This is a genomic window from Pelosinus sp. IPA-1 (genome assembly GCF_030269905.1).
Taxonomy (GTDB): Bacteria; Bacillota; Negativicutes; order DSM-13327; family DSM-13327; genus Pelosinus.
On record NZ_BSVC01000011.1, the window covers coordinates 14,742 to 36,736 of the forward strand.

Annotated in this window: 22 protein-coding genes; 20 read left to right on the top strand and 2 right to left on the bottom strand. The window is 38.8% G+C overall.

The features are described from left to right. The first annotated feature begins 14 nt into the window (after positions 1–14). The 10 genes from QSJ81_RS22280 to QSJ81_RS22325 are packed head-to-tail and all read left to right on the top strand — an operon-like array spanning position 15 to position 12,537. Complete coding sequence (locus QSJ81_RS22280; protein WP_285719551.1) at positions 15–1,373, top strand: sugar transferase; 1,359 nt, start codon at positions 15–17, stop codon at positions 1,371–1,373. Between the two features lie 23 nt (positions 1,374–1,396). Beyond that, on the top strand, positions 1,397–2,461 hold the full coding sequence (locus QSJ81_RS22285; protein WP_285719552.1) for a glycosyltransferase family protein: 1,065 nt from the start codon (positions 1,397–1,399) through the stop codon (positions 2,459–2,461). Continuing rightward, positions 2,439–3,557, top strand: coding sequence for a glycosyltransferase (locus QSJ81_RS22290; RefSeq protein WP_285719553.1), 1,119 nt, complete (start codon positions 2,439–2,441; stop codon positions 3,555–3,557). The genes QSJ81_RS22285 and QSJ81_RS22290 overlap by 23 nt, the downstream gene beginning before the upstream one ends. Positions 3,558–3,581: 24 nt before the next feature. Further along, a complete protein-coding gene (locus QSJ81_RS22295; protein ID WP_285719554.1) occupies positions 3,582–4,847 on the top strand; it encodes a polysaccharide pyruvyl transferase family protein in 1,266 nt (421 codons plus the stop codon). Then, positions 4,837–5,913, top strand: a complete 1,077-nt coding sequence (locus QSJ81_RS22300; protein ID WP_285719555.1) for a glycosyltransferase — start codon at positions 4,837–4,839, stop codon at positions 5,911–5,913. The genes QSJ81_RS22295 and QSJ81_RS22300 overlap by 11 nt, the downstream gene beginning before the upstream one ends. Further along, entirely contained in the window at positions 5,906–7,096 is a 1,191-nt protein-coding gene (locus tag QSJ81_RS22305) for a glycosyltransferase (RefSeq protein ID WP_285719556.1), read from the top strand. Before QSJ81_RS22300 ends, QSJ81_RS22305 begins: the two co-directional genes overlap by 8 nt. Then, entirely contained in the window at positions 7,097–8,293 is a 1,197-nt protein-coding gene (locus tag QSJ81_RS22310; RefSeq protein ID WP_285719557.1) for an O-antigen ligase family protein, read from the top strand. Between the two features lie 56 nt (positions 8,294–8,349). Beyond that, positions 8,350–9,888 carry an oligosaccharide flippase family protein gene (locus QSJ81_RS22315; protein WP_285719558.1) on the top strand — a complete coding sequence of 513 codons (1,539 nt, stop codon included), beginning with the start codon at positions 8,350–8,352 and terminating at the stop codon, positions 9,886–9,888. Beyond that, entirely contained in the window at positions 9,881–11,083 is a 1,203-nt protein-coding gene (locus QSJ81_RS22320; protein WP_285719559.1) for a Coenzyme F420 hydrogenase/dehydrogenase, beta subunit C-terminal domain, read from the top strand. Before QSJ81_RS22315 ends, QSJ81_RS22320 begins: the two co-directional genes overlap by 8 nt. Positions 11,084–11,142: 59 nt before the next feature. Further along, entirely contained in the window at positions 11,143–12,537 is a 1,395-nt protein-coding gene (locus QSJ81_RS22325; RefSeq protein WP_285719560.1) for a mannose-1-phosphate guanylyltransferase/mannose-6-phosphate isomerase, read from the top strand. A gap of 107 nt (positions 12,538–12,644) precedes the next feature. On the opposite strand, the gene QSJ81_RS22330 is transcribed toward QSJ81_RS22325, so the two are convergent. Further along, positions 12,645–12,971, bottom strand: coding sequence for a helix-turn-helix domain-containing protein (locus tag QSJ81_RS22330; protein ID WP_285719561.1), 327 nt, complete (start codon positions 12,969–12,971; stop codon positions 12,645–12,647). A gap of 122 nt (positions 12,972–13,093) precedes the next feature. On the opposite strand from QSJ81_RS22330, the gene QSJ81_RS22335 reads away from it, so the two are divergent. The 7 genes from QSJ81_RS22335 to QSJ81_RS22365 all read left to right on the top strand — a co-directional run bounded on the left by QSJ81_RS22335 (position 13,094) and on the right by QSJ81_RS22365 (position 19,350). Continuing rightward, complete coding sequence (locus QSJ81_RS22335) at positions 13,094–13,309, top strand: helix-turn-helix domain-containing protein (protein ID WP_285719562.1); 216 nt, start codon at positions 13,094–13,096, stop codon at positions 13,307–13,309. A 183-nt stretch (positions 13,310–13,492) separates the two neighbouring features. Beyond that, positions 13,493–13,672 (top strand): hypothetical protein, encoded by a 180-nt coding sequence (locus QSJ81_RS22340; protein ID WP_285719563.1) that lies wholly within the window; start codon positions 13,493–13,495, stop codon positions 13,670–13,672. 294 nt (positions 13,673–13,966) lie between these two features. Further along, positions 13,967–15,340 carry a phosphohexomutase domain-containing protein gene (locus QSJ81_RS22345; RefSeq protein ID WP_502929679.1) on the top strand — a complete coding sequence of 458 codons (1,374 nt, stop codon included), beginning with the start codon at positions 13,967–13,969 and terminating at the stop codon, positions 15,338–15,340. Between the two features lie 165 nt (positions 15,341–15,505). Continuing rightward, entirely contained in the window at positions 15,506–16,426 is a 921-nt protein-coding gene (gene galU, locus QSJ81_RS22350; RefSeq protein ID WP_285719565.1) for a UTP--glucose-1-phosphate uridylyltransferase GalU, read from the top strand. A gap of 31 nt (positions 16,427–16,457) precedes the next feature. Further along, positions 16,458–17,936 (top strand): phosphoglucose isomerase-related protein, encoded by a 1,479-nt coding sequence (locus tag QSJ81_RS22355; RefSeq protein ID WP_285719566.1) that lies wholly within the window; start codon positions 16,458–16,460, stop codon positions 17,934–17,936. Positions 17,937–18,025: 89 nt separating this feature from the next. Then, entirely contained in the window at positions 18,026–18,697 is a 672-nt protein-coding gene (locus tag QSJ81_RS22360) for a response regulator (RefSeq protein ID WP_285719567.1), read from the top strand. A 173-nt stretch (positions 18,698–18,870) separates the two neighbouring features. Then, on the top strand, positions 18,871–19,350 hold the full coding sequence (locus QSJ81_RS22365; RefSeq protein WP_285719568.1) for a hypothetical protein: 480 nt from the start codon (positions 18,871–18,873) through the stop codon (positions 19,348–19,350). A 119-nt stretch (positions 19,351–19,469) separates the two neighbouring features. Here the strand turns inward: QSJ81_RS22365 and QSJ81_RS22370 are convergent, their stop codons facing one another. Further along, on the bottom strand, positions 19,470–20,027 hold the full coding sequence (locus QSJ81_RS22370) for a hypothetical protein (RefSeq protein ID WP_285719569.1): 558 nt from the start codon (positions 20,025–20,027) through the stop codon (positions 19,470–19,472). Between the two features lie 286 nt (positions 20,028–20,313). Between QSJ81_RS22370 and QSJ81_RS22375 the strand changes: the two genes are divergently transcribed. The 3 genes from QSJ81_RS22375 (at position 20,314) to QSJ81_RS22385 (ending at position 21,839) form a co-directional block, all read left to right on the top strand. Beyond that, a complete protein-coding gene (locus QSJ81_RS22375) occupies positions 20,314–20,478 on the top strand; it encodes a hypothetical protein (protein WP_173406233.1) in 165 nt (54 codons plus the stop codon). Between the two features lie 149 nt (positions 20,479–20,627). Continuing rightward, positions 20,628–20,978, top strand: a complete 351-nt coding sequence (locus tag QSJ81_RS22380; protein ID WP_285719570.1) for a demethoxyubiquinone hydroxylase family protein — start codon at positions 20,628–20,630, stop codon at positions 20,976–20,978. Between the two features lie 24 nt (positions 20,979–21,002). After that, a complete protein-coding gene (locus QSJ81_RS22385) occupies positions 21,003–21,839 on the top strand; it encodes a family 1 encapsulin nanocompartment shell protein (protein ID WP_038673873.1) in 837 nt (278 codons plus the stop codon). Positions 21,840–21,995: the final 156 nt, after the last annotated feature.

Below are 21,995 nucleotides of genomic sequence, written 5' to 3' on the forward strand. Positions count from 1 at the left end.
AAAGGCGATTTCCCATGCTGAGAAAGTTAATATTATTAATTGGTGACATGGGGCTATTGGTACTGGCGACATATTTAGCAGTCGTTATGGTCTTTTATGATCGTACCTCTCAAATGAACTTGCCTACGTATTACAATATGACTCCAATTATGATTGTAACTGCAGGTATTTTATTCAATATAAACGGACTCTTTTCACTGTCCCGCAAAAAATTCAGTGAACTATTACTAAGTTTGGGGGTAGCACTGTTTAATTTATTGGTTGTGATGATGGCTATCAGTTTTTTCTTAAGAGAGTTCGGTTATTCGCGTAGTGTGTTGTTCATTACAATGATGCTGCAATTCACAATGCTGGCAGTTTGGAAATATATTTTTTGGCAGGCGGAAAAGGCTTTAGGTAAACGTAAAAATACACTGCTGATTGGTAATCCAATCGAGTGTGCAAGGCTTATTGCTCGTTTACAAGCGCAGCCACAGTTAAACTATAATGTACGATATGTTTGTACGGATTGTGAGAGTGAGGCCTGGAAAAATGTCAATCAAGACATTGATTTAATTATTGTCTGTGCCGAATTGAGTTTGAAAGATAAGGCTGAAATCGTTCACTATTGCCACGCCAATAATAAACAAGTATTTCTGATTCCCAACATGTACGAGATATTCTGCAGTGGAGTAGAACTGGATAAGATTGATGACATCCCAGTCTTTTATCCTTGTTATCTAAAACCGGCATTAGAGCAGCGTACTTTAAAACGCATGCTTGATATAGCCGTTTCAGGCACAACCCTATTATTTATATGGCCCTTACTCATTCTTGTGGCAATAGTCATAAAATTCGATAGTCCAGGTCCCATATTATACAGCCAGATCCGGACAGGACGTGATGAGCAAGAATTTAAAGTTTATAAGTTTCGTAGCATGCGTGCAGATGCGGAGAATGCTACTGGCCCCGTATTAGCTGGGGAAAACGATCCAAGAATTACAAGATCGGGAAAATTCTTGCGTGCTACCCGTCTTGATGAATTGCCTCAGCTTTTTAATGTGCTGTTAGGTGATATGAGCATTGTGGGACCTCGCCCGGAGCGTCCATTTTTTGTTAAACAATTCAAGGCAGAAATACCTGAATATATATACCGGCACAATGTCAAACCAGGGATTACAGGTTTGGCTCAGGTGTATGGAAAGTATAATACTACGCCGTATAATAAGCTGATTTATGATTTGATTTATATACAAAAATGCAATGTGCTAACGGATTTGGTTATAATGCTACAGACAATAAGAGTCCTAGTAACCAAAAGTAGCACCGAAGGGGTTAAGAGTAGCCATGGGAAGGCTGATCTGTCCAGGTATGAAATTGACCAAGTTGGATGATTTGCTAACAGAAGGAGGAGATTATGAAACTAGCATTTGTATGCAGTAATTATGGTTCTATACAGGACGGGATAGGTCATTATTGCAGCAAGATAGTAGAAAAAATTAATGAAATATACCCAGCATATACAGTCAAAGTGTTCACAGGTAATACCTTAGGGAGTGGCAAGACGAGTCTTGTCATTTCTCTAGCCATGACTGTTGCATTATTTCGTAGTGCTTGTAGTGTAATTTATGGACGTACCAATTGTGTTATTGTTGAGTACCCTTTCTATGAATGGAATCCAATGATTTTACTTGCTATTTGGTTCAATAAAGTTGCACTTTGGATATCTCGAGGGAAATTAATCATTTCTTTACATGAGTATAAGCGCGCAAATTTCTTAAGGCAGTATATGATTAGGCATATATTAGCCATTAGTGACATTATTTTTGCAACGGAACCTCAGGATATAGCTGGCTTGATACATTGCAAGAAAATAATATATCAGCGTTATATTCCAAGCAATATTGAGCCTAATGTTAGGTCTTTTGAACATCGTTTTAAGCCGAATAGTTTCTGCTATTTTGGGCTAATATCAAAGACAAAAGCTTTTGAGGAAATGCTGGAAGGTTGGAAGACCTTTAACCGTAAAGGAATTTATGAGCTGCATATTTGCACCAGTTCCGATTATGTGTATCTTATAGATGATATGATGAAATACAATATCTCAGTACACTTGCGATGTAATGAAAGGGAAGTATCAGAAATATTATCTATGTGTGATTTTGGAATACTGCCAATTATGCCTTGTGTAAGTACCAATAATGCAACGTTGAAGGCAATATTGGTACATGGGTGCATACCGATTGGTAAAATAGATCCAGAATGTGATGAATTTGAAAAACTCTTTATAAAAATGGAGAGTTATCATCCGAGTGCTTTTGCGGTAGCGATTGATAAAGCGGTGTCTCTGACCCTGCAAGTAAAGGAAGATCTAAGGGCTCAGGGGACTTTCTATGCAAGAAACTTCACAATCGAAAAGACATGTCGGGAAATCATTGAGAATATTTCTGAGGTGCGTTATGAAAATTCTGCAAGTAAATAAACTGTTTTATCCCCATGTAGGGGGAGTGGAAAAAGTAGTTTTAGACTTATGTGAGCAATTATCAGGTGATGTGGGGATGAATGTTTTAATAGCAAATAATTCTTTTTGCAGAAAAAATGAGACGATAGCCGGTGCTAATATTGAAAGAGTTCCAAGCGTAGGAACTCTGCTATCTATGCCGATTGCCCCCCTTTTTCCTTTTCATATTGCAAAATATACCGCAGTAGATCTAATGCATTTTCATTTTCCCTTCCCCTTGGGGGAAATTTCGTATCTTATGAATCAGTGGCATCTAAAGGCTCGTACCGTTGTTACTTGGCATTGCGATATTGTGAGACAGAAGAAAGTTCTAAAATTATATACTCCCTTATTACACAAATTTCTTCAAAGTATGGATTGTATTGTTACGACATCTCCAAATATGATTGAACACTCTGAATTTCTTCAGCCATATCGTGATAAATGTAAGGTTATACCTCTAGGGATTAACCCCAAACAGTTTGAACCTAACAAGCAAGTACTTGCAGATGCGGCTAAAATAAAAATTAGGTATAAACGCCCAATACTATTTTTCATGGGAAGGCTAGTTAACTATAAAGGCTTATCTTATCTGATTGACGCTATGCAAGATATAAATGCAGATTTATTAATTGGAGGATCTGGGAAAATTCGATTAGAACTTGAACAGCAGGTTCAAGACCGAGGCCTCCAAGATAAGATACATTTTACAGGATTTATAAGTGATGAGGATTTACCAGCATATTATCATGCATCGGATATATTTGTACTTCCTTCTATTGACCCGAGCGAAGCATTTGGGATTGTGCAACTTGAAGCACAAGTATGTGGCGTTCCGGTTGTTTCAACGAACCTAAATACGGGTGTGCCATATGCTAATCTTAATGGTGTTACAGGGATCGTAGTAGATCCAGGAAATTCAAAAGAGTTGTCACGAGCTATAAATAGTCTTCTTAGTGATGATAGCAGGCGAAGGCTGTTAGGGGTGCAAGCTCATGAACGTGTAATGTCTGAGTTTACAGTACAAGCAATGGGGAAAGCGTACTTTGAATTATACAAACAACTATGTGAAAAATGAATATTATCAACTGGGGGCATGAAAATGAAAATACGCGTTAGTCATATTTCCAATACCTATAATAATGGTAGTTTTATGATGGCGATTAATTTAATACATCATCTTGTAGCAAAAATACCTTCCAATACTGTATTTTATACAGATGCACCAAATGATAGCAATATGATGCGGTTGACCTCTTCTTTGCCGAATGTGGATGTAGTTGGTCGAGAATGTGATGAGAAACTTTTTGCCAATCCTAATAACGGATTAAAACCTATACGCATAATGAAATTATATATGAACAAGCTATATCAAATTGTTATGGATAAGGCCAATCTGCATGTTGTTTTAGGTGGGGATGACTTATCCGAGTATTACGGTACAAGCTACTTAGTGTATGGCTTACTAAGCATTTATTTATATTCACTTAAAATGCCAGTGTATTTGGTTGGCCAAACAGTAGGACCATTTACTGGCTGGCGTAAATATATTGCATGTTTTGTATTAAAACGCTGCAATATCTATACTCGCGAAAAATTAAATTTCAATTATCTAAGGGATGAATTGGGTTTAAGCAATATACAGGAATCGAGAGATCTTGCATTTCTAGAACTACCGGGACAGAATGATATCACGCTAAAACAAAGTTTATTAAGTCGTTACGGATTGCAGGAAGAAAAATATATAACAATTGTACCTTCGGGTTTATATGCTCATTATTGTAGGAATCAAGAAGCATATGTTCAAAACTTTGTAAATGTCATTCGCAAACTCAAAGCAGGAGGAGTCCACAGTTCTTATAAGATTGTTTTGTTACCTCATGTTATTAATACAGAATCTGATGATCGATTTATCATTTCTAAAATAATGGAGTTGCTTGATAAGAAGGAAGATATAGTGACTATATTCGATGAGTTAATGCCAAATGAACTTAGGATGATATTGGGGAATGGATATTTTACAATAACTGGGCGCATGCACGCTGCAGTATCTACATTTCAAATGGGAAGGCCGGCAATCAGTCTTGCATACAGTGTAAAGTATAAAGGCGTTATTTCAAGTGGACTTGATATGGATGATCTTGTTCTAGATTGCAGTGATTCGAGTAGGTGGGCATCGAATTTAGTCGCAGAAGACATAATGTCCTGTATTGATTTGATAGATAAGGATTATTTAGTGATGAGAAGTAAAATAGTATCTAAAGTATCTGAATCAAAAGATCTTGCTGAAAAACAAATAGTGGCGATTAGCGAAAGGCTGATTTCGCCAACGGGCCTGTATCCAAAGGCATGTGTCGATGAATATTAAAGTGAGTATTGTTGTTCCTGTATTTAATGCGAAACAATATCTGGATCATTGCTTGGAGTCGCTTAGATCACAGACTCTTGATGAAATTGAAATATTGGTTATAGATGATGGAAGTACAGATGAGAGTGTGGCAATCATTTCAGAGTATTCTCAAAAGGATTCACGGATTAAGCTTATTTGCAAAGAGAATTCTGGAGTGAGCGATACTCGAAATGTAGGTCTCATAGAGGCAAAGGGGCAATATATTGGATTCGTGGATTCCGATGATTGGATTGAACCGAAAATGTACGAATCTATGTATCGGCAGGCAATTGCTTTAAACGTTGATATAGTAAGATGCGGTCTGACAATGAATCGAGAAGACAGCAGTCTTATCGAAGAAATCACTCTGCCCTATGAACAAGAGATACCTTACAAAAATGGTGATATATGGAGTAAATTTATTAGAATGCTTATTGGGACATCGTTTACGGAGGCAAATCTTAGGTATGATAAGGCCCTCGCAGGATATTCTTGTGTGCACCTATATAACCGGAAGTTTCTTTTATCATATAATATGAAGTTTGATACCCAACTGAAAGTGTATGAAGATTTATTGTTTAATCTCACTGCATATAGCCATGCCAAAGCCGTTGGAATTATGAATAAACTGTACTACCATTATCGACAAAATTCTTTGTCAGCGTGCAATCGTTATAAGCCTGACTTAGAACATAATCAGGACTTGATGGTTAACCATATCACAAATTTTATAAAAGAGCACAAATTAGATGAAGAGTATACTAAAGCATTAAGCTATCGAATCTTTTTTGATACTCTTTGGGCAGTATCAAATATCTTCAGCCGATATAATCATGAATCATGGAAGACAAAGAGTAAACGTGTACAAAATCTATTTTCTAAAGAACATGTACGCAACTCATTTTTTACTTTGAAATCTTCGGGACTATCATTACCAAAGCGCCTGCTACATCTAATTATTAAAAGTAGGCTGTATTCGTTACTTTCAGTACTTTATTTTGCCAAAGGTAAGATGAATGATAGGAGTGTGTGCAGAAATGGATAGCAACCCTAAAATTCTCGTTATTGCCCAAACCAATATGATTAGCGGAGCCGAAACAGTAATGGGCGAATATATGGCAAATAATCGTGATGTAGAAATCCTTGTTTATACTAATAAGCTATCTTCGGTCCGACAATATTTTGAAAACCTGTTAGGTTCTGATTCAGTACTATCTGCAAATTCCATGAGATCTTATCTTGTTAAGCAAAATCCGCTACTTTTACCTTTATATATTTTGAGTCTTTTATTAAATGTATGGCGTGCAATCAGCATAGCTAACAAGAATGGTATTAACATAATCTATGGGAATAACAGTACGGATCTAGGAACTTTATGTTTAATAAAAATATTCAAGGGGCAAAGATTCCGTGTAATCGCTCATTGCCATGACATGCTTACTATGAAGACTCTTCCTGGAATTTATCTGAAGATGTTTTCTAGGTTGCTAGATGTGATACTCGTTCCATCTCAGGCTACTAAGAGGCGTTTAGAATTGTTATGTTACGGTAGTTGTGATATAAAAGTGGTTTATAATGGTCTATCCTTAAAAACGGCAATATACAATACGGAAGGGGAGTCGTCAACTCTTGTGCATAACGAATTTCAAGAGAAAAAAGTAATTGGATTTGTGGGCACTATCTGTCATCGTAAGAGACCCGATATTTTTTTAAATATAGTAAGTCAATTGTTATTGATTCGCAATGACATTGCTGGTGTTATGGTTGGAAAAGTTATTGAGGACGAAGTTGGTAGGGAAGTTGAAGGGCGCATACAAGAAGAAGCATTACCTGTTCGTTTTTTAGGTGAAGTGCCTCATGATGAGTTGTTATCCTTGTACCAGCGTTTTGATTTGTTGGTGCTTACAAGTGATAGAGATCCACTTCCAACAGTGCTAATAGAAGCTATGTCACAAGGATGTCCAGTCTTTGCGCGAGATGTCGATGGCGTTAACGAAATTATTATAGATGGCGAAAGTGGCTATATTTTTGATTATGAGTACAAGATAGGAGAAATTGTTTCGAAGATCTGTAGCATACTGGATAGCAATGAACTTCGTAGTTGCGTTAGTATGCGCGCTAAAGAGGTCGTTGCCGATCAATTCTGTATAGAACGCAAGATAAAGGAAATCAATCAAATAATTCGTGACATAAAGGGCGGGTTTGACGCTAAATGCGGGGTTAGTTAGATGAAAAAAGAAAGCGTAACGAATAGTCTTTGGTTTTTACTAGGATTTTTAGTTTTCTTCAATTTTTATATCGTTATTTTACCCTTCGAAAAACCACCTCGTGTGACGGATATCATTGGATGTTTAGTAACAATGTTTGTGCTTTTACGACTAAATATAGTAATGGAAATCAAGTTTCATATCTTCGATTTTTTGTATTTAGTAGCTATAAGCTTATGGTTGATGAAAGACTTACTAATTATTGGGCCAAGTAGCTTAATTATAACATTTCGGTGGATCATAGCTTTTATGATCGGGTTAGTTATTGCTCGAGTACCGTTCCAATCTACGTATCGATATAAGGTAATGGTAGGTATGGTTTGCGGTGCCGCGGCAAATATTGTAGTTATTCTTCTGCAGATTAATGGTAATTTTGATTCTATGGTCGCGCTTGGACTTGGTTCGAGAGATTCTTGGTACGCTAACATTGGTAGCTCGATTAGATATGCAGGCTTATTTGAATACCCAAATGCGCTGGCTCTTGTTACTAGTATTAGTCTTCCATTATCATTGGGACTAGTGCAAGAGTTTCGAAAGCCGTTCTGGGTAGTTATTGTCGGGTTTTGCATAACTGCTTTAGGTTGTGGCCTTACGTATACTCGTGCACCATTTATTGTTTCATGCTTACTAATGTTAATTTGGCTACTAAATGGGCAAAAAAAGCAAGTGATTAGAAATGTAATGATTATTTGCGCTATTATGTCCATTATTTTGCTATTTGGTTTGCCTGGTGGAGAAGATAGATGGTCTGATAGTGTATATATTGAAAATAATAAAAATGATAGACTTTCATCAAATATGGATGCTTTAGAGTTATTAGTCAAGAATCCATTTGGTCTAGGCGCCTTATTTAAAGATCAAGTTAACTTTGCTGTACACAATGCATATTTACAGCTTGGACTAATGGCTGGTATCCCTTTTTTAGGTTTTACTATCTTTCAAATCTTCAGGGCAATTCAAAAATCATTTTTCTTAAAAGGAAGCGAATTATGGGTTGCATTAACTCTTGCCTTAAACTTTTTCTTCGAAGAGCATCTAACAAACCCTACAATTGTTATATTGATAATGTGGATTGTTTTCGCTCCAAAATCCCGATTGAATCTTGAAATTGATAGTTTGAACAAGAGTAAACCAATAGGGAGGCTTCCCATTCGATGAGTATGGCTGCATATCAAAAAAGATAAAAAATAAACAAGAAAAGTAGGAGCTTGAAAGTGAATCAAGTTAAAACTGGGGTACTGTTGTCGTATGTCTCGATATTTATGACAATTATTATAACACTTCTTTATACTCCAATTATGCTCAGGCTTCTAGGTCAGTCTGAATATGGGTTGTACTCACTTATCGGCTCGGTGGTGGGGTATCTTAGCATATTAGACCTAGGTCTTGGTAATGCCATAGTAAGGTATACTGCTCGGAATAGAGCCTTAGGTGATAAAGATGCCGAGTCAAACCTGAATGGGATGTTTTTGGTTCTGTACAGTTTTATTGGAGTTTTAACTGTGATTCTCGGTGCAGTGTTATATTTTCATATCAATGTTATGTTTGGTGCCACTCTCACAGTCCTAGAAATGGAAAAGGCCAAAATTATGGTGATATTGCTAATTTTAAATTTTGCCGTGTCATTTCCTTTAGGTGTTTTTGGCTCAATCATGCAAGCTCATGAGAGATTTATATTTGTACGGCTGATCGGTATACTTCGTTCCATATTAAACCCATGCATCATGTTACCGTTATTATTTTATGGTTATGGATCAGTGTCCATGGTCGTGGTAAATACGGTATTAAATATTAGTTGTTTGCTGGTCAATGTAGTCTACTGTTTTAAGATTTTAAATACAAGGATCTATTTTAAAAAATTTGATGTGATTCTATTTAAGGAAATAGTAGGTTATTCTTTCTTTATTTTTTTGAATGTTATTGTGGATAAGGTTTATTGGAGTACAGGACAGTTTATTTTGGGTATCGTATCTGGAACGGTAATGGTCGCGATTTATTCTATCGCTATACAGCTAAACAATATGTATATCCTAGTTTCTAACTCTATAAGTGGCGTGCTGCTACCTAGGATCACTATGATGGTAGCCAATCATGCCAGTGATGAAGAGTTGTCTCAGATGATGATTAAAATAGGCAGAGTCCAATACGTGATTATGGCATATTTCCTAGGTGGATTTGTACTATTCGGGCAGACCTTTATAAGCCTGTGGGCAGGTCCAAATTATGATGATGCCTATTATATTCTTTTAATTATAATAATACCTATTACCATTCCACTGATTCAAAATGTAGGCATCACTATTTTGCAGGCCCAAAACAGGAATGCATTCAGGTCAGTTGTCTATCTTTCCATTGCAATCCTTAACGTGCTAGTCAGTATTCCATTAGCAAAAGTGTGGGGAGGCTTCGGTTGCGCCGTAGCGACATGTGCATCCTTACTTATCGGCAACGTTGTTATCATTAACATTTATTATTATCGACAGATCGGACTTAATATACCGCTTTTCTGGAAAAATATTGCTAGGATGTCTATGCCGGTGGTGATGTCTTTATTATGTGGGTATGGAATCAATCATTTTATAGTACAGGATAGTTTGTTACTTCTTGCTGGTAAAATAGTAATATTCTCAATCATTTATAGTTGCTTAATGTGGCTATTCGGACTCAATAGCTATGAAAAAGATTTATTTTTGTCGCCAGTTAAAAAGATTTTTATTAAATGTGAAGCTCGTAGAGGTGCATCTTATGATTAATATAATTGATAAAGCCAATTGTTGTGGCTGCCATGCCTGTTCTAATCGTTGTCCGCAGAAGTGTATCAGTATGCAAGCAGACGATGAAGGCTTCTGGTATCCGAAAGTGGATAGTAAAGATTGTATAAATTGTGGTTTGTGTGAAAAGGTGTGTCCGATTCTAAATAAGTCTATTGTCGAGAATCAACCTACAGCGTATGCTTGCCAAATTGAAGATGATCAAATTAGGCAGCAAAGTTCCTCCGGCGGCGTGTTTACAATTGTAGCGGCAAGCGTGCTTGCGAATCATGGCGTTGTTTTTGGGGCAGGCTTCGACAGGGAATTTAACGTACTTCATAGTTCAGTGGATAGCATAGATGATCTTAGTAATTTTAGAGGATCAAAATATGTGCAGAGCTGCATCGGTAATACCTATGAGCAAGCAAAGAATTTTTTGAATCAAGGACGACAAGTTTTATTTTCAGGTACTCCTTGCCAGATTGCTGGGTTTAAGTCCTATCTTGGTAAGGAATATGAAGGAGTAGTTTGTGTGGATATTATTTGTCATGGCGTTCCCTCGCCTTTGGTTTGGGAGCAGTATCGAAATAACTTAAAAAACAATAACGAGCTGATGTCTATTAGTTTTAGGGATAAGGCATTCGGGTGGAAACGGTTTAGTTTGAAAATAACATATAAGAATGACGAAGAGTATATAAAAGACCTAAAGTCCGATGCATTTATGCAAGGTTTTCTTAAGAACGTATACCTGCGTCCATCCTGCTATAATTGCAGCTTCAAAACACTTGCACGCCAGAGTGATATAACACTAGCTGATTTTTGGGGAATAGAAAACATTCTACCTAGTTTTGATGATGATAAGGGCACGTCCCTTATTCTAGTAAACTCCAATAAAGGGAAAGAAATATTTCTAGCCGCGGCAAAGCAAATGAAATATGAAAAAATTGATATAGATCACGCGATCAGGTATAATTCAGCGGCTATAAAATCGGTTGATTATAATCCTAAGAGAGATAAATTCTTTCGAGAATTGCCAGAATCGACAGACATTAGTCAATTGATAGGTAAGTATACGAAAGTTAGTTTTTCAAGAAAAGTGTATATGAAAGTGAGACTGCTGCTTTCACAGATAAAGAGAAAGATTCTTTATTTATGGGATGGAACAGAAAAAAAGGGCACAAATATGAATAATAGTTAGAAACTCTTGCTGATGGTTTAACAAGAAAGTGTAGATATATATTGGAAAGGGGAATAACCTTGAAAATAATTATTCTTGCTGGTGGCGGTGGTACGCGGCTATTTCCATTATCCCGTACTTGTTTTCCAAAACAATTTATGAAAATCGGTAATGATCAATCTCTATTAGTTCAGACGGTTATGCGGTTTGCGCCAGTGGCAAAGGCATCAGACATGGTGATTGTCACCAATCAGGAATATCTTCATTATGTCAAGGCAGAGTTAGTGGCTTGTGGAATGGAAAAGACACATATTTTATTAGAGCCAGTAGGGCGTAATACGGCTCCTGCGATTGCTTTGGCAGCAAGTTATTGTATCGATAAATTGGGGGCAGTTGAAGACGAAGTCATGTTTGTTACTCCTTCCGACCATATTATTCGACAGAACGATCTTTTTATACAGGCTGTTGGGCAGGCAGAGGAAATGGCTAAACTGAATAATATTGTTACTTTTGGAATTAAGCCTAATAAACCCGAAACTGGATACGGATATATTGAAGCCGGTGATGTTTGTGGTTATGGATTCGCAGTAAGGTCTTTTAAAGAAAAACCTGATGAGGCAACAGCCGAGAAGTATTTGGCAGCAGGCTCCTATTATTGGAATTCAGGAATGTTTGGTGTTACAATGGGGCAAATCATGAGAGAATTACGAACGCATCAACCGGAGATATATCAGTTATCAGCTACCAGTTTTGCAGATACCTTAGCTCAATTTGAAGTTATGCCTAATATTTCTATTGATTATGCGGTAGCTGAAAAGTCTGATAAAGTAGTGACCATTCCGTTATTAGCCTATTGGAACGATATTGGCTCATGGGATGCTATCTATGACGTATTGGATAAGGATAAGGATGGCAATGCAGTAAAAGGAGACTGCATACCTATTGATTGTACGAATACACTCATGCTAGGACGTAGTCGTTTGATTGCTGGTATTGGCCTTGAGGATTTGCTAGTGGTGGAAACTGATGATGTCATAGTGGTGGCTAAAAAAGGCGAATCGCAGAAGGTTAAAAGTTTGGTAAATGAGTTGAAGGACCGTGATCGTCGTGAAGCAGATGAGCATACTACCTTATATAGACCATGGGGTAGTACTACGGTGCTAGGTGAGGGACCTGGGTATAAAATGAAACAAGTTAGAGTCAATCCAGGACAAAGACTAAGTTTGCAGATGCATTATCATCGTAGTGAGCATTGGATTGTTACGGGTGGCACGGCACAAGTGATTCTTGGAGACGAAGTGAAAATGGTACATGAAAACGAAAGTGTTTTTATCCCTATGTCTACGAAACATTGTCTGAAGAACCCAGGACGGATTTCGTTAGAGATAATCGAGGTACAGAATGGGAAGTATCTGGAGGAAGATGATATTGTGTGGTTCGATGATGGGGAGGGGGCCCACTCCATAACGGATTAATTATGTAGACATTTTTGTTTGGATAGAAAATGAGGAGATAAAGTCGTTTACGACTTTATCTCCTCGTTTTTATTTCGTATTTGATATAAATGTTTGTTGGATTCTCGTTATTTGTCTGAAAACGCTTTTTTTATACCATGCTTATACAGAATAAATTCTCGGGCTATGTCTAATTCTTTCTGTATATGTTCGGGAAGGTTATCTATTTCATTATCATCATGATTCGTTGTACTTATGCCATCTTCTGAGAAGAAGTCTGATAGAGATATTTCGAGAGCTTTGCAGATTTTTTCCAATGTGATAATATTAGGACTTTTTTTACCAATTTCTATTTCACGCAGGGTCGCTTGTCCGATTTCTGCAAGTTGAGAAAGTTTATTGGTACTATAGCCTTTTTTTGTTCTTAATTGAATAATACGTTCGGCGATAGTCATAATTTAAATCCTCCAATTAACGCTAAAGCAATTATAACATAAAAATAAATAGAAATTTTAACGCGTTAGCATTGACTTGTTAACGCAAAAGCATTACAATAAAACCATTAGGGGGTGATGACTTGAAGAATTTAGCTAACTTTCGTAAGGAGAAAGGTTGGTCCCAAAAAGAGTTATCCGATAAAGCAGGTGTTTCACAAACCTACATATCAGAACTGGAAGCAGGTAAGAAGCAGCCGACCGTTCTTATCGCACAAAAACTTGCTACAGCATTAGGAATCACTTTATCAGAATTGTTAAATGAAGAGTTCGGATCTCCAAAATCGAAAGCCAGTTAAGGAGGTGATGAAAAAGTAAAGCGTAGGAAATTTTTAAAGTAAGATAGCTTGTATCGGCATGAGTAATTCGTTCTATCTCACCTATCTATAGTATAGCGGAAAAGAAAATAGTAAATTCATTTTGTAAGTCATCTCACAAGATCTCTTTAAAAATTGAATTATAGGAGTACTGGGAGGGGAAAAATGATCATCCACGAGTCACTCTTTGTATTGAAAATTTGCGTTCATCATACCTATGAGAAAAAAGAAGGGAATAAAGAGATAGCAATACTGTATTGCAATATGCAGCAGTTAGGGATTGATGGCAATCGTTATGTACAATGTTTTAACCTGGAGGGGCTAACTAGTAAGTTGTTGCATTAAGTGAATCTTGCATATTTGAAGATAGAGGCAAGGAAATGAAGAGGTAGCAATACATATAGAAATACATTTACAGCTGTGGTTTACTGCAGCTGTTTTATTTTTGGAAGCATTGTTGGTATAATAAAGAAACAAAAATTCTTAGCGGGGGAATAGAGAATTTTTTACGTCGTTCTTGTCTTGGTGGCAGGATAGAGATTGGGTTTTGGCGAAAAGTAGTTGATAGAGAGATTACTTTTTTTGTAAATTAAGCTGAAATTGGCTAGCGATAAGGAGGGCCCTGTATTGTTTAGCGAGATAGCAGTTAAAAGAGATGCCTTTAAGGCGTATGATATTCGTGGTAGAGTGCCTGATGAGCTGAATGAGGAAGTGACTTACCGAATTGGGCGAGCTTTTGTGGAATTGTTTGGTGCAAAGCGTGTGGTCGTGGGGCGGGATGTGCGGCTGTCTAGTGAGAGTTTAACGAAAGCATTAATGCGGGGCTTAACGGATAGGGGCTGTGATGTAATAGATATAGGCGTCTGCGGTACGGAGATGGTGTATTTCGCTACCTTTCATCTAGGAGTAGATGGCGGGATAATGATAACAGCTAGCCACAATCCTATGGATTATAATGGCCTAAAGCTAGTGCGTAAAGATGCAAAACCAATTAGCGGCGATACAGGCCTAAGAGAGCTAGAAGAGCGGGTCGTGAATGGTGATTTCTCGCAGGCCAAATGCGCAGGGTTAACCAAAGGTAAGATTAAACCTTACGATGTGATGAAAGAGTATGTAGCCCATTTGCTTACCTATGTAGATGTTTCTGCCTTGAAACCATTAAAAATCGTTGTCAATTCAGGTAATGGTTGCGCCGGTCCTATCCTCGATGCCTTAGAGGAATTATTGCCCTTTACTTTTATTAAAGTAAATCATGAACCAGATGGAACCTTTCCTCATGGTATTCCCAATCCTTTGTTAGTGGAAAATCGAGAGGCCACAGCCAAGGTGGTAAAAGAGAATGGCGCTGACTTTGGTATTGCTTGGGATGGGGATTTTGACCGATGTTTCTTGTTCGATGGACAGGGAGAGTTTGTTGAGGGTTATTATATCGTAGGTTGCTTGGCAGAAGCCTTTTTACGTCATTATCCTGGGGCGAAAATTATTCATGATCCTCGCTTGACTTGGAATACTATTGAAATGGTAGAAGAAGCTGGCGGTACTCCTGTGTTATGTAAAACAGGCCATGCTTTTATTAAAGAACGCATGCGCCGGGAGGATGCAGTTTATGGTGGGGAAATGTCAGCTCATCATTATTTTAGAGATTTTGCCTATTGTGATAGTGGTATGATTCCTTGGTTATTAGTCGCAGAAAATATAAGTGTGTCTGGAAAATCTTTGTCTGAGTTGGTAGGAGAACGGATTAAAAAATTCTCTGTGAGTGGTGAGATCAATCGCCGCGTAACAGATGCACATAAGGTAGTCGAGGAAATAGAGAAGCAGTTTGTCCTAGAGGGGGCTACCGTGGATCGTACTGATGGGCTTAGCGTGGAGTATCAAGATTGGCGGTTTAATTTACGGATGTCCAATACGGAACCGTTACTTCGTCTCAATGTGGAGAGCAGGGGTAATATGTTGTTGATGCAGGAAAAAACGGCAGAATTACTGGCTTGTATAGAAATGTTAGGAAAATGAATAGGATTGAAGGACTGATGGAGTAAAAAAATCGAACCACAAAGGCACAATGCTGCTAGCGCAGCACACAAAGAGGATAAGAATAGACTTGGGCTGTGTAAAAAAATCTTTGTGTACTTTGTGTCTTTGTGGTTCAAAAGAAAAAGTAAGGATGGTGCATTATAGATGGTAAGAGGTCATGGAAAAGTTCGTAAGGCGGTTATTCCAGCAGCGGGGATGGGCACTCGGTTTTTGCCCGCGACGAAGGCGCAGCCTAAAGAGATGTTGCCCATTGTTGATAAACCCGCTATTCAATATATTATTGAAGAGGCAGTACAGTCAGGAATTGAGGAAATCCTTATTATCACCGGGCGGAATAAACGTTCTATAGAGGATCACTTTGATCGATCCGTTGAATTAGAGATGCTGTTAAAAGAACAGGGAAAATACGATTTGTTGAACCTTGTTGAAGAAATCGCTGATGTCACCATACATTATGTACGCCAAAAAGAAGCCAAAGGCCTAGGGCATGCGGTGTTATGTGCCAAACAGTTTGTAGGGAATGAACCCTTTGCCGTGCTCTTGGGGGATGATATTATCGATGCCAGCGTACCTTGTTTGAAGCAAATGATGAGTGTCTATGAAGATTGCCCTAGTACAATTTTAGGAGTACAGGAAGTACCCCGGGATAAGGTGTGTAATTATGGGATAGTAAAACCGAAACCAGTAAAACAAAATTTATGGCAGGCTGTGGACTTGGTGGAAAAACCAGCTACTAGCGAAGCTCCTTCTCGCTTAGCAGTACTGGGGCGGTATATTCTTCAGCCTGAGATTTTTGACATTTTAGAAAATACCCAGCCAGGTAAGGGTGGAGAAATACAGTTGACTGATGCTCTGCGAACCTTGGCGATAGAAAAGAACTCTGTATATGCCTATAATTTTGATGGACGTCGTTATGATGTAGGGGACAAGCAGGGTTATTTGGAAGCAACCATTGAATTTGCTTTGAAACGTCCTGATCTGCGGGATAAGTTCTTGCCTTATCTATTGAAGACCGTAGGGTCTTTAGGCTCTAGTAAAGAAGGTAGTGGTGGAGATTGTAAGTAGCTTTGGCTAAATAATAAGAGGGGGTTATTGAATGAGTAATCAGAAAGATTCTTGTATAACATTGGCCTCGGGGTTTTCATTTGACTATGGCAATCTGTACGGTGCAGGAAAGGTAACAGCAGACGATGTGAAGGCTTTAAGTGAGAGGTTGGCTGCTGCTGAAGAGGCGGTTGTATATATGCGCTCTACAGGAGAAGTGCGGGGACATTTATCTAAAGATGGCACCCCAGAAAAGGTACTCTTTACCCAGCTGCCTTATGTAGTAGAGGGGAATCTAAATTCGCCACCTTCCATTGGAAGGTTAAAAGAGTTTGGCAAATCTCTGCAAAATAGAGTGGACGCTGTAGTGTCTTTTGGGATTGGCGGTTCCTATTTAGGGAATAAGGTATTGTTTGATGTACATTGCGGCGAATTTTGGAATTCCAAAAGTTTGAAAGAGCGCAATGGATATCCTAAACTGTACTTTAATGGGAATAATATTGATGCGAGACGGACTGCTGACATGGTAGAACATCTTTTGGCAGAGGCCCGCTTGAAGGTTGTACATGGTCAATCGGACAGCTATAAAGTAACCTTAGTAGTTATCTCGAAATCTGGCGGAACCCTAGATACCATGTCTACCTTTATGGTAGTGTATGATGCCTTAAAACGTCAGGCACCTCTATTAGAGATTGAAGTAGTCGCGGTAACGGACCCTGCCGAAGGAGAAAAAGCTACTTTACTCAAGAAGTTGGCTGCAGAACAAGGTTGGCCTACCTTTAGTGTTCCCGATGGGGTAGGTGGACGGTTCAGTATCTTTTCTGAGGTTGGACTGGTGACGGCAGCTTGTATCGGTTTCGATATCGATGCCTTCTTAGCAGGAGCACAGGCTATGGATAAGGTATGTCAGAATGCTGATATATACCAAAATCCTGCGAAGCTGAATGCGGCGCTTAAATTTATCGCAGCGGAGAAATATGGTCGCGATATTGAAGTCTTTATGCCTTATGCAGATTATCTAAAATCTGTGGCGGAGTGGTACGTCCAATTGTTAGCAGAGTCTTTAGGCAAACGTACCGATCGGGAAGGTAAGGAAGTATTCTACGGACGGACTCCCATTGTAGCCGTAGGAACTACAGATATGCATGCGCAGACGCAGCAGCATCAAGATGGTAAGAAGGATAAAGTGGTCCAGTTTGTAAAAATAGTAGAATGGGAACAGGATGCTATTATTCCTGATGTGTTTCCAAAGGCAGCAAAACTGTCCGAGATCTCTTCCCTTCGTCTTAGTCAAGCTTTGGATGTAGCGCGGGAGGCAAATGCGCAGGCTTTGATTAATGATGAGCGTTTTAATGCAACCTTTGTATTACCACGGTTAAATGCATATCATTTAGGGGAATTGCTCTACATGCTGGCATTATCTGTAGCGTATGAAGGGGAATTGGCTAATGTAGATGCTTTTGACCAGCCAGGTGTAGAAGCGTACAAACGAATAATGGGGCCAAGGTTAACGGCTATGAAAGCAAAATAATTTTCTTTAGTTGTAAAAATCCTGTTAGAATTAACAGGATTTTTGCCTTTTTTGTAGAATTTTACACAAAGAAGGTGGTGGTGGTGGTTATGACAATTAGCATTATGATTGCAGATGATCATGCCCTATTACGGCAAGGAATTCGCAATATTCTGGAATTAGAACCAGATTTTCAGGTAATTGGTGAAGCTAGTGATGGGGAAGAAGCAATCGCGAAAACCATTACCCTAGCACCGGATATTCTTTTGCTCGATATAAATATGCCAAAAGTGAATGGTCTGGAAGTGATTAAAAGAATCACAGAAGAGCAGCAAAACAGTAAGATTATTGTATTGACCATGCATGATGACGAAAGTTATGTACTAGAAGTAGTAAGAACTGGCGCGGCGGGTTATCTACTAAAAGATATTGAACCAGGAATGTTAGTAACGGCGATTCGTAAGGTATATAATGGTGAGTCTTATATCTATCCTACCTTGGCTAAGAGTTTATTCTCTGAAATCAGTCGTTGTCATGAAAAGACGCCTGAGGCATTGACGAGTATAAAGCATCGTAGGGAAGAGGGGCTTACTTACCGAGAACTGGAAGTCCTGCAATTGGTTTGCAAGGGTTTAAGCAACTTAGATATTGCCAAGACTATGTTTTTGAGTGAAAAAACCATTAAAAATCATCTGACGAGTATTTTTCGCAAAATCTCTGTAAATGATCGTACCCAGGCGGTACTTTATGCGATAAAAAATAAGATTGTTACTCTAGAGTAAATGCAAAAAATGATTGAACCACAAAGATACAATGCCAACTATCGCGTCGCACAAAGGAGGCGTTCTATAGTGTCCTTTGTACTTTTGTGGTTTAATCATTTTAACGCTCCTTGCACTTCTAATATATTATTTGCATATCATATCCTATCCCATAATGAAGGGGGTAGGATATTTTGTTTTTTTCTTATTCGATGAGTGTAATTTTGTTATCACTGGCCATGTACGGTATTTGGTATTTTATTCGGGATCTTTGGAAATGGTGGCTTGCCCCGCGTTTCATATCTGTGCCAAGTTGTAGTTTTTTGGTCGTGGTAAAAGATTTAGATTATAGAGTGGAAGGCTTGCTGCGGTATTTGGCTCATGAAATAGAACGGGCCGAGGTTGATTGTGATATTGTAGTAGTAGATGTAAGTTTGGATGATTTGACATCAGTCATTTTAGAGCGACTAGCGGAAGAACTCCCAGATATTAGTATAATGTCATTTCCTACTGGTATACGCCCTGTGGGCGAGGCCATTGCTTTGTGCCGTGGTGCCGTGGTTCATGTAATGGATTTAGCCAACCGAATGAGTGCCGAGGATTTTATGGTGGCAGTTTGTGGTCTCCTTCGTCAAGACTATCAAGAAGTTATGGTCAAGCGGGTAGCCAGATAATGGGATTCGGAATATGAACCGCAGAGGCACAGAGTACACTGAGGGGAATTATAATGCAATAATCCAACCTCTCCTCTGCGTTCTCTGCGCCTCTGCGGTTAAAGCTCCATCGTGTGCTTTCATTCTTTCTTATGTTTCAGCACTAAAATATCATAGATAATCTCCACCAACTTTTGTGCGATAGGCATAAGGTCAGGGTGGGCATCAGGGGATTGTACGGTGTGAGAAATTGCCAGTCTAGCAGATTGTAGATGTTTATTAACTGTATCTGAAGTCCAAAGAACAGGAATGTTCGTACCACCTGTAAGACTGACAATGGCTTGGTAAGTAATAAGGCTATTTTCGGCTACGCCAGTTACGGCATGGTAATTGACGTAGCCTGTACTCGTGTCTCCAGTAATGCGAGGAATTCTAGTTTTAACCGGACAGAGGACAAGTCCAGGGGCTAAGGGGAGCGGCTGTAGAACGCGTCGTCCTGTTGCGCGGGTTGTATGCTCTCTTAGCGCGATCAGATCTTTCGAGCGGCTGTGAGCCAAGCGGCGCAAGATTGTTCGAATTTGTGTCTTAGTTGATATTTCTTGTCCGTCAGTGGTAATGATCGTAGTAGTATCGCCAGCGTTGGTATAACGGGGAAGTATGGCGGCAATCTGATTGTAATTTGGCATTTTCTCTAACATAAAAAGCTCCTTTAAATCGAACATGTGTTCGATGTTTTTGTTTTTATAATAACAAAAATTGGATGAAATGACAAGGAAATTAATAAAGAAGACTTGATTCAGATGGAATTTTAACTCCATCTGAATCTTAGCCCTTCTTATCCAGGGACGTAGCCACTCTTAACTCCCACTTGAAAAAAAGGGGAGTTTTAGAGCGGTTTAGTCATCGAATAAAGGGATTTTTTGTATAGTAAGTCTTATTCTGTCGCATACTGAATAGCAATGAGGGAATAAGGAGGGAAAAATCATGTTGAATGAACGACTGGACAATGTAGAGGAAGGTTACAGATGCAATCGTTGTGGTGGTATGTTTTCTTCCTATCATGATAATATAGTACGATGTCCATTTTGCTCTATGATCTGTGATGAAGTGAAATGTCGTGTCATAGAGACAAGTAATGAAGAATATTAATAAATAATAATAATAAATAATAGTTTAGTTACAGGAAATTCATGGGTTGTGTCGAAAGAATAATAACAAACAAACCCTTAGCCTCAATTTTGCTTTTGGGAATTGTGGCTGAGGGTTCTATTGTTAATTCGAAAAAGGGGTTGATATGTATGGCTTATGGTAAAACCGCAAATGAAGGAACCAAGGATTCTGGATTAGAACAAGTATTGATCTGGTTACGCGAAGATCTCGTAGGAGAATTGGAAGCAATCAACCAATACCAGGCTCATATTGATAAGATTGATAATGAGGAAGTTAGAGAATTATTAGAACATATTCGGGATGACGAAAAAGAGCATGTCGCTGAGATTACTCATCTTTTAGCTCGCATTGACATGATTCAACGGGAGAAATTTGCCGAGGACCATACAATGGCCCCCGAACAACGTGTTGTAAATGAAGGCGCAAAAGAAGTGGATGAAAAAGTAGCAACAATTGGCAATATGTTTGGACAAAAATAGATTAAAAAGAGAGGAGAGATAACTATGGATATTTTAGATCGCGATTCAGCACCGTTGACGGAGGCTGAATGGTCAAAAATTGATGAGGCTGTAGTTACTACGGCTCGTCGTATGTTAGTAGGCCGGAAAGTAATTGAAGTTCTTGGACCTATGGGCCCTGGAGTCTATACCATTCCTTATTCCGTTTTTAGTGGAACTTCTTCAACGGGTATTGATATGGTGGGAGAGCAGGACGATTTTATCGTAGCACCTAGTTCTCGTGCTACTACTAGCGTACCTATGCTTTATAAAGATTTTAAAATTATGTGGCGTGATGTGGAAGCCGACCGTCATATGGGATTACCCCTTGATGTGAGTACGGCTGCAGTCGCTGCCAACTATGTAGCAGTTCAAGAAGACAATCTTATTTTTAATGGTAATAAAGAACTTGGCCAAGTCGGTTTGATGAATGTTCAGGGTCGTAAGACTGTGAAAATCAGCAATTGGGATGAGCCAGGCAGTGCTTTGGCAGATGCAGTAAAAGCGGTAAGTGCTTTAAGTGAAGCTGGACATTATGGTCCTTATGCTATGGTAGTGAGCCCTGTACTTTTCGGCCGTATGGTACGAGTGTATGGAAATACTGGCATGCTTGAATTAGACCAGGTGAAAGCTTTAATTAGTGGTGGGGTTTATTATTCCAACACAATTAGTGGTAATAAGGCTGTCGTATTAGCGACTGGTGGTCATAATGTAAACTTGGCAGTTGGTCAAGATATGACGACTTCTTACATGGGACCTACTAACATGAATCATGTGTTCAGAGTGCTAGAAACAACAGCTTTATTAGTACGTCGCCCAGATGCTATTTGTACAATTGAGTAGTAGGTAGAAAAGATTTTAACCGCAGAGGCGCAGAGGAAGCAGAGATGGTGGGGTAAATATGCCCGCTCTGTGTTCTCTGTGCCTCTGCGGTTATTTTCTTCCGTCTTCATCCCTTGCAGGTCCTACAGTTGCCGAGTATAATGTTATAAGAATAAG

Coding starts and splice junctions, on each gene's coding strand:
- QSJ81_RS22295 (WP_285719554.1), top strand. CDS start 3,582: ATGAAAATACGCGTTAGTCATATTTCCAATACCTATAATAATGGTAGT.
- QSJ81_RS22320 (WP_285719559.1), top strand. CDS start 9,881: ATGATTAATATAATTGATAAAGCCAATTGTTGTGGCTGCCATGCCTGT.
- galU (WP_285719565.1), top strand. CDS start 15,506: ATGGTAAGAGGTCATGGAAAAGTTCGTAAGGCGGTTATTCCAGCAGCG.
- QSJ81_RS22370 (WP_285719569.1), bottom strand. CDS start 20,027: ATGTTAGAGAAAATGCCAAATTACAATCAGATTGCCGCCATACTTCCC.
- QSJ81_RS22385 (WP_038673873.1), top strand. CDS start 21,003: ATGGATATTTTAGATCGCGATTCAGCACCGTTGACGGAGGCTGAATGG.
- QSJ81_RS22360 (WP_285719567.1), top strand. CDS start 18,026: ATGACAATTAGCATTATGATTGCAGATGATCATGCCCTATTACGGCAA.
- QSJ81_RS22305 (WP_285719556.1), top strand. CDS start 5,906: ATGGATAGCAACCCTAAAATTCTCGTTATTGCCCAAACCAATATGATT.
- QSJ81_RS22340 (WP_285719563.1), top strand. CDS start 13,493: ATGATCATCCACGAGTCACTCTTTGTATTGAAAATTTGCGTTCATCAT.
- QSJ81_RS22380 (WP_285719570.1), top strand. CDS start 20,628: ATGGCTTATGGTAAAACCGCAAATGAAGGAACCAAGGATTCTGGATTA.
- QSJ81_RS22290 (WP_285719553.1), top strand. CDS start 2,439: ATGAAAATTCTGCAAGTAAATAAACTGTTTTATCCCCATGTAGGGGGA.
- QSJ81_RS22355 (WP_285719566.1), top strand. CDS start 16,458: ATGAGTAATCAGAAAGATTCTTGTATAACATTGGCCTCGGGGTTTTCA.
- QSJ81_RS22280 (WP_285719551.1), top strand. CDS start 15: ATGCTGAGAAAGTTAATATTATTAATTGGTGACATGGGGCTATTGGTA.
- QSJ81_RS22330 (WP_285719561.1), bottom strand. CDS start 12,971: ATGACTATCGCCGAACGTATTATTCAATTAAGAACAAAAAAAGGCTAT.
- QSJ81_RS22285 (WP_285719552.1), top strand. CDS start 1,397: ATGAAACTAGCATTTGTATGCAGTAATTATGGTTCTATACAGGACGGG.
- QSJ81_RS22375 (WP_173406233.1), top strand. CDS start 20,314: ATGTTGAATGAACGACTGGACAATGTAGAGGAAGGTTACAGATGCAAT.
- QSJ81_RS22310 (WP_285719557.1), top strand. CDS start 7,097: ATGAAAAAAGAAAGCGTAACGAATAGTCTTTGGTTTTTACTAGGATTT.
- QSJ81_RS22300 (WP_285719555.1), top strand. CDS start 4,837: ATGAATATTAAAGTGAGTATTGTTGTTCCTGTATTTAATGCGAAACAA.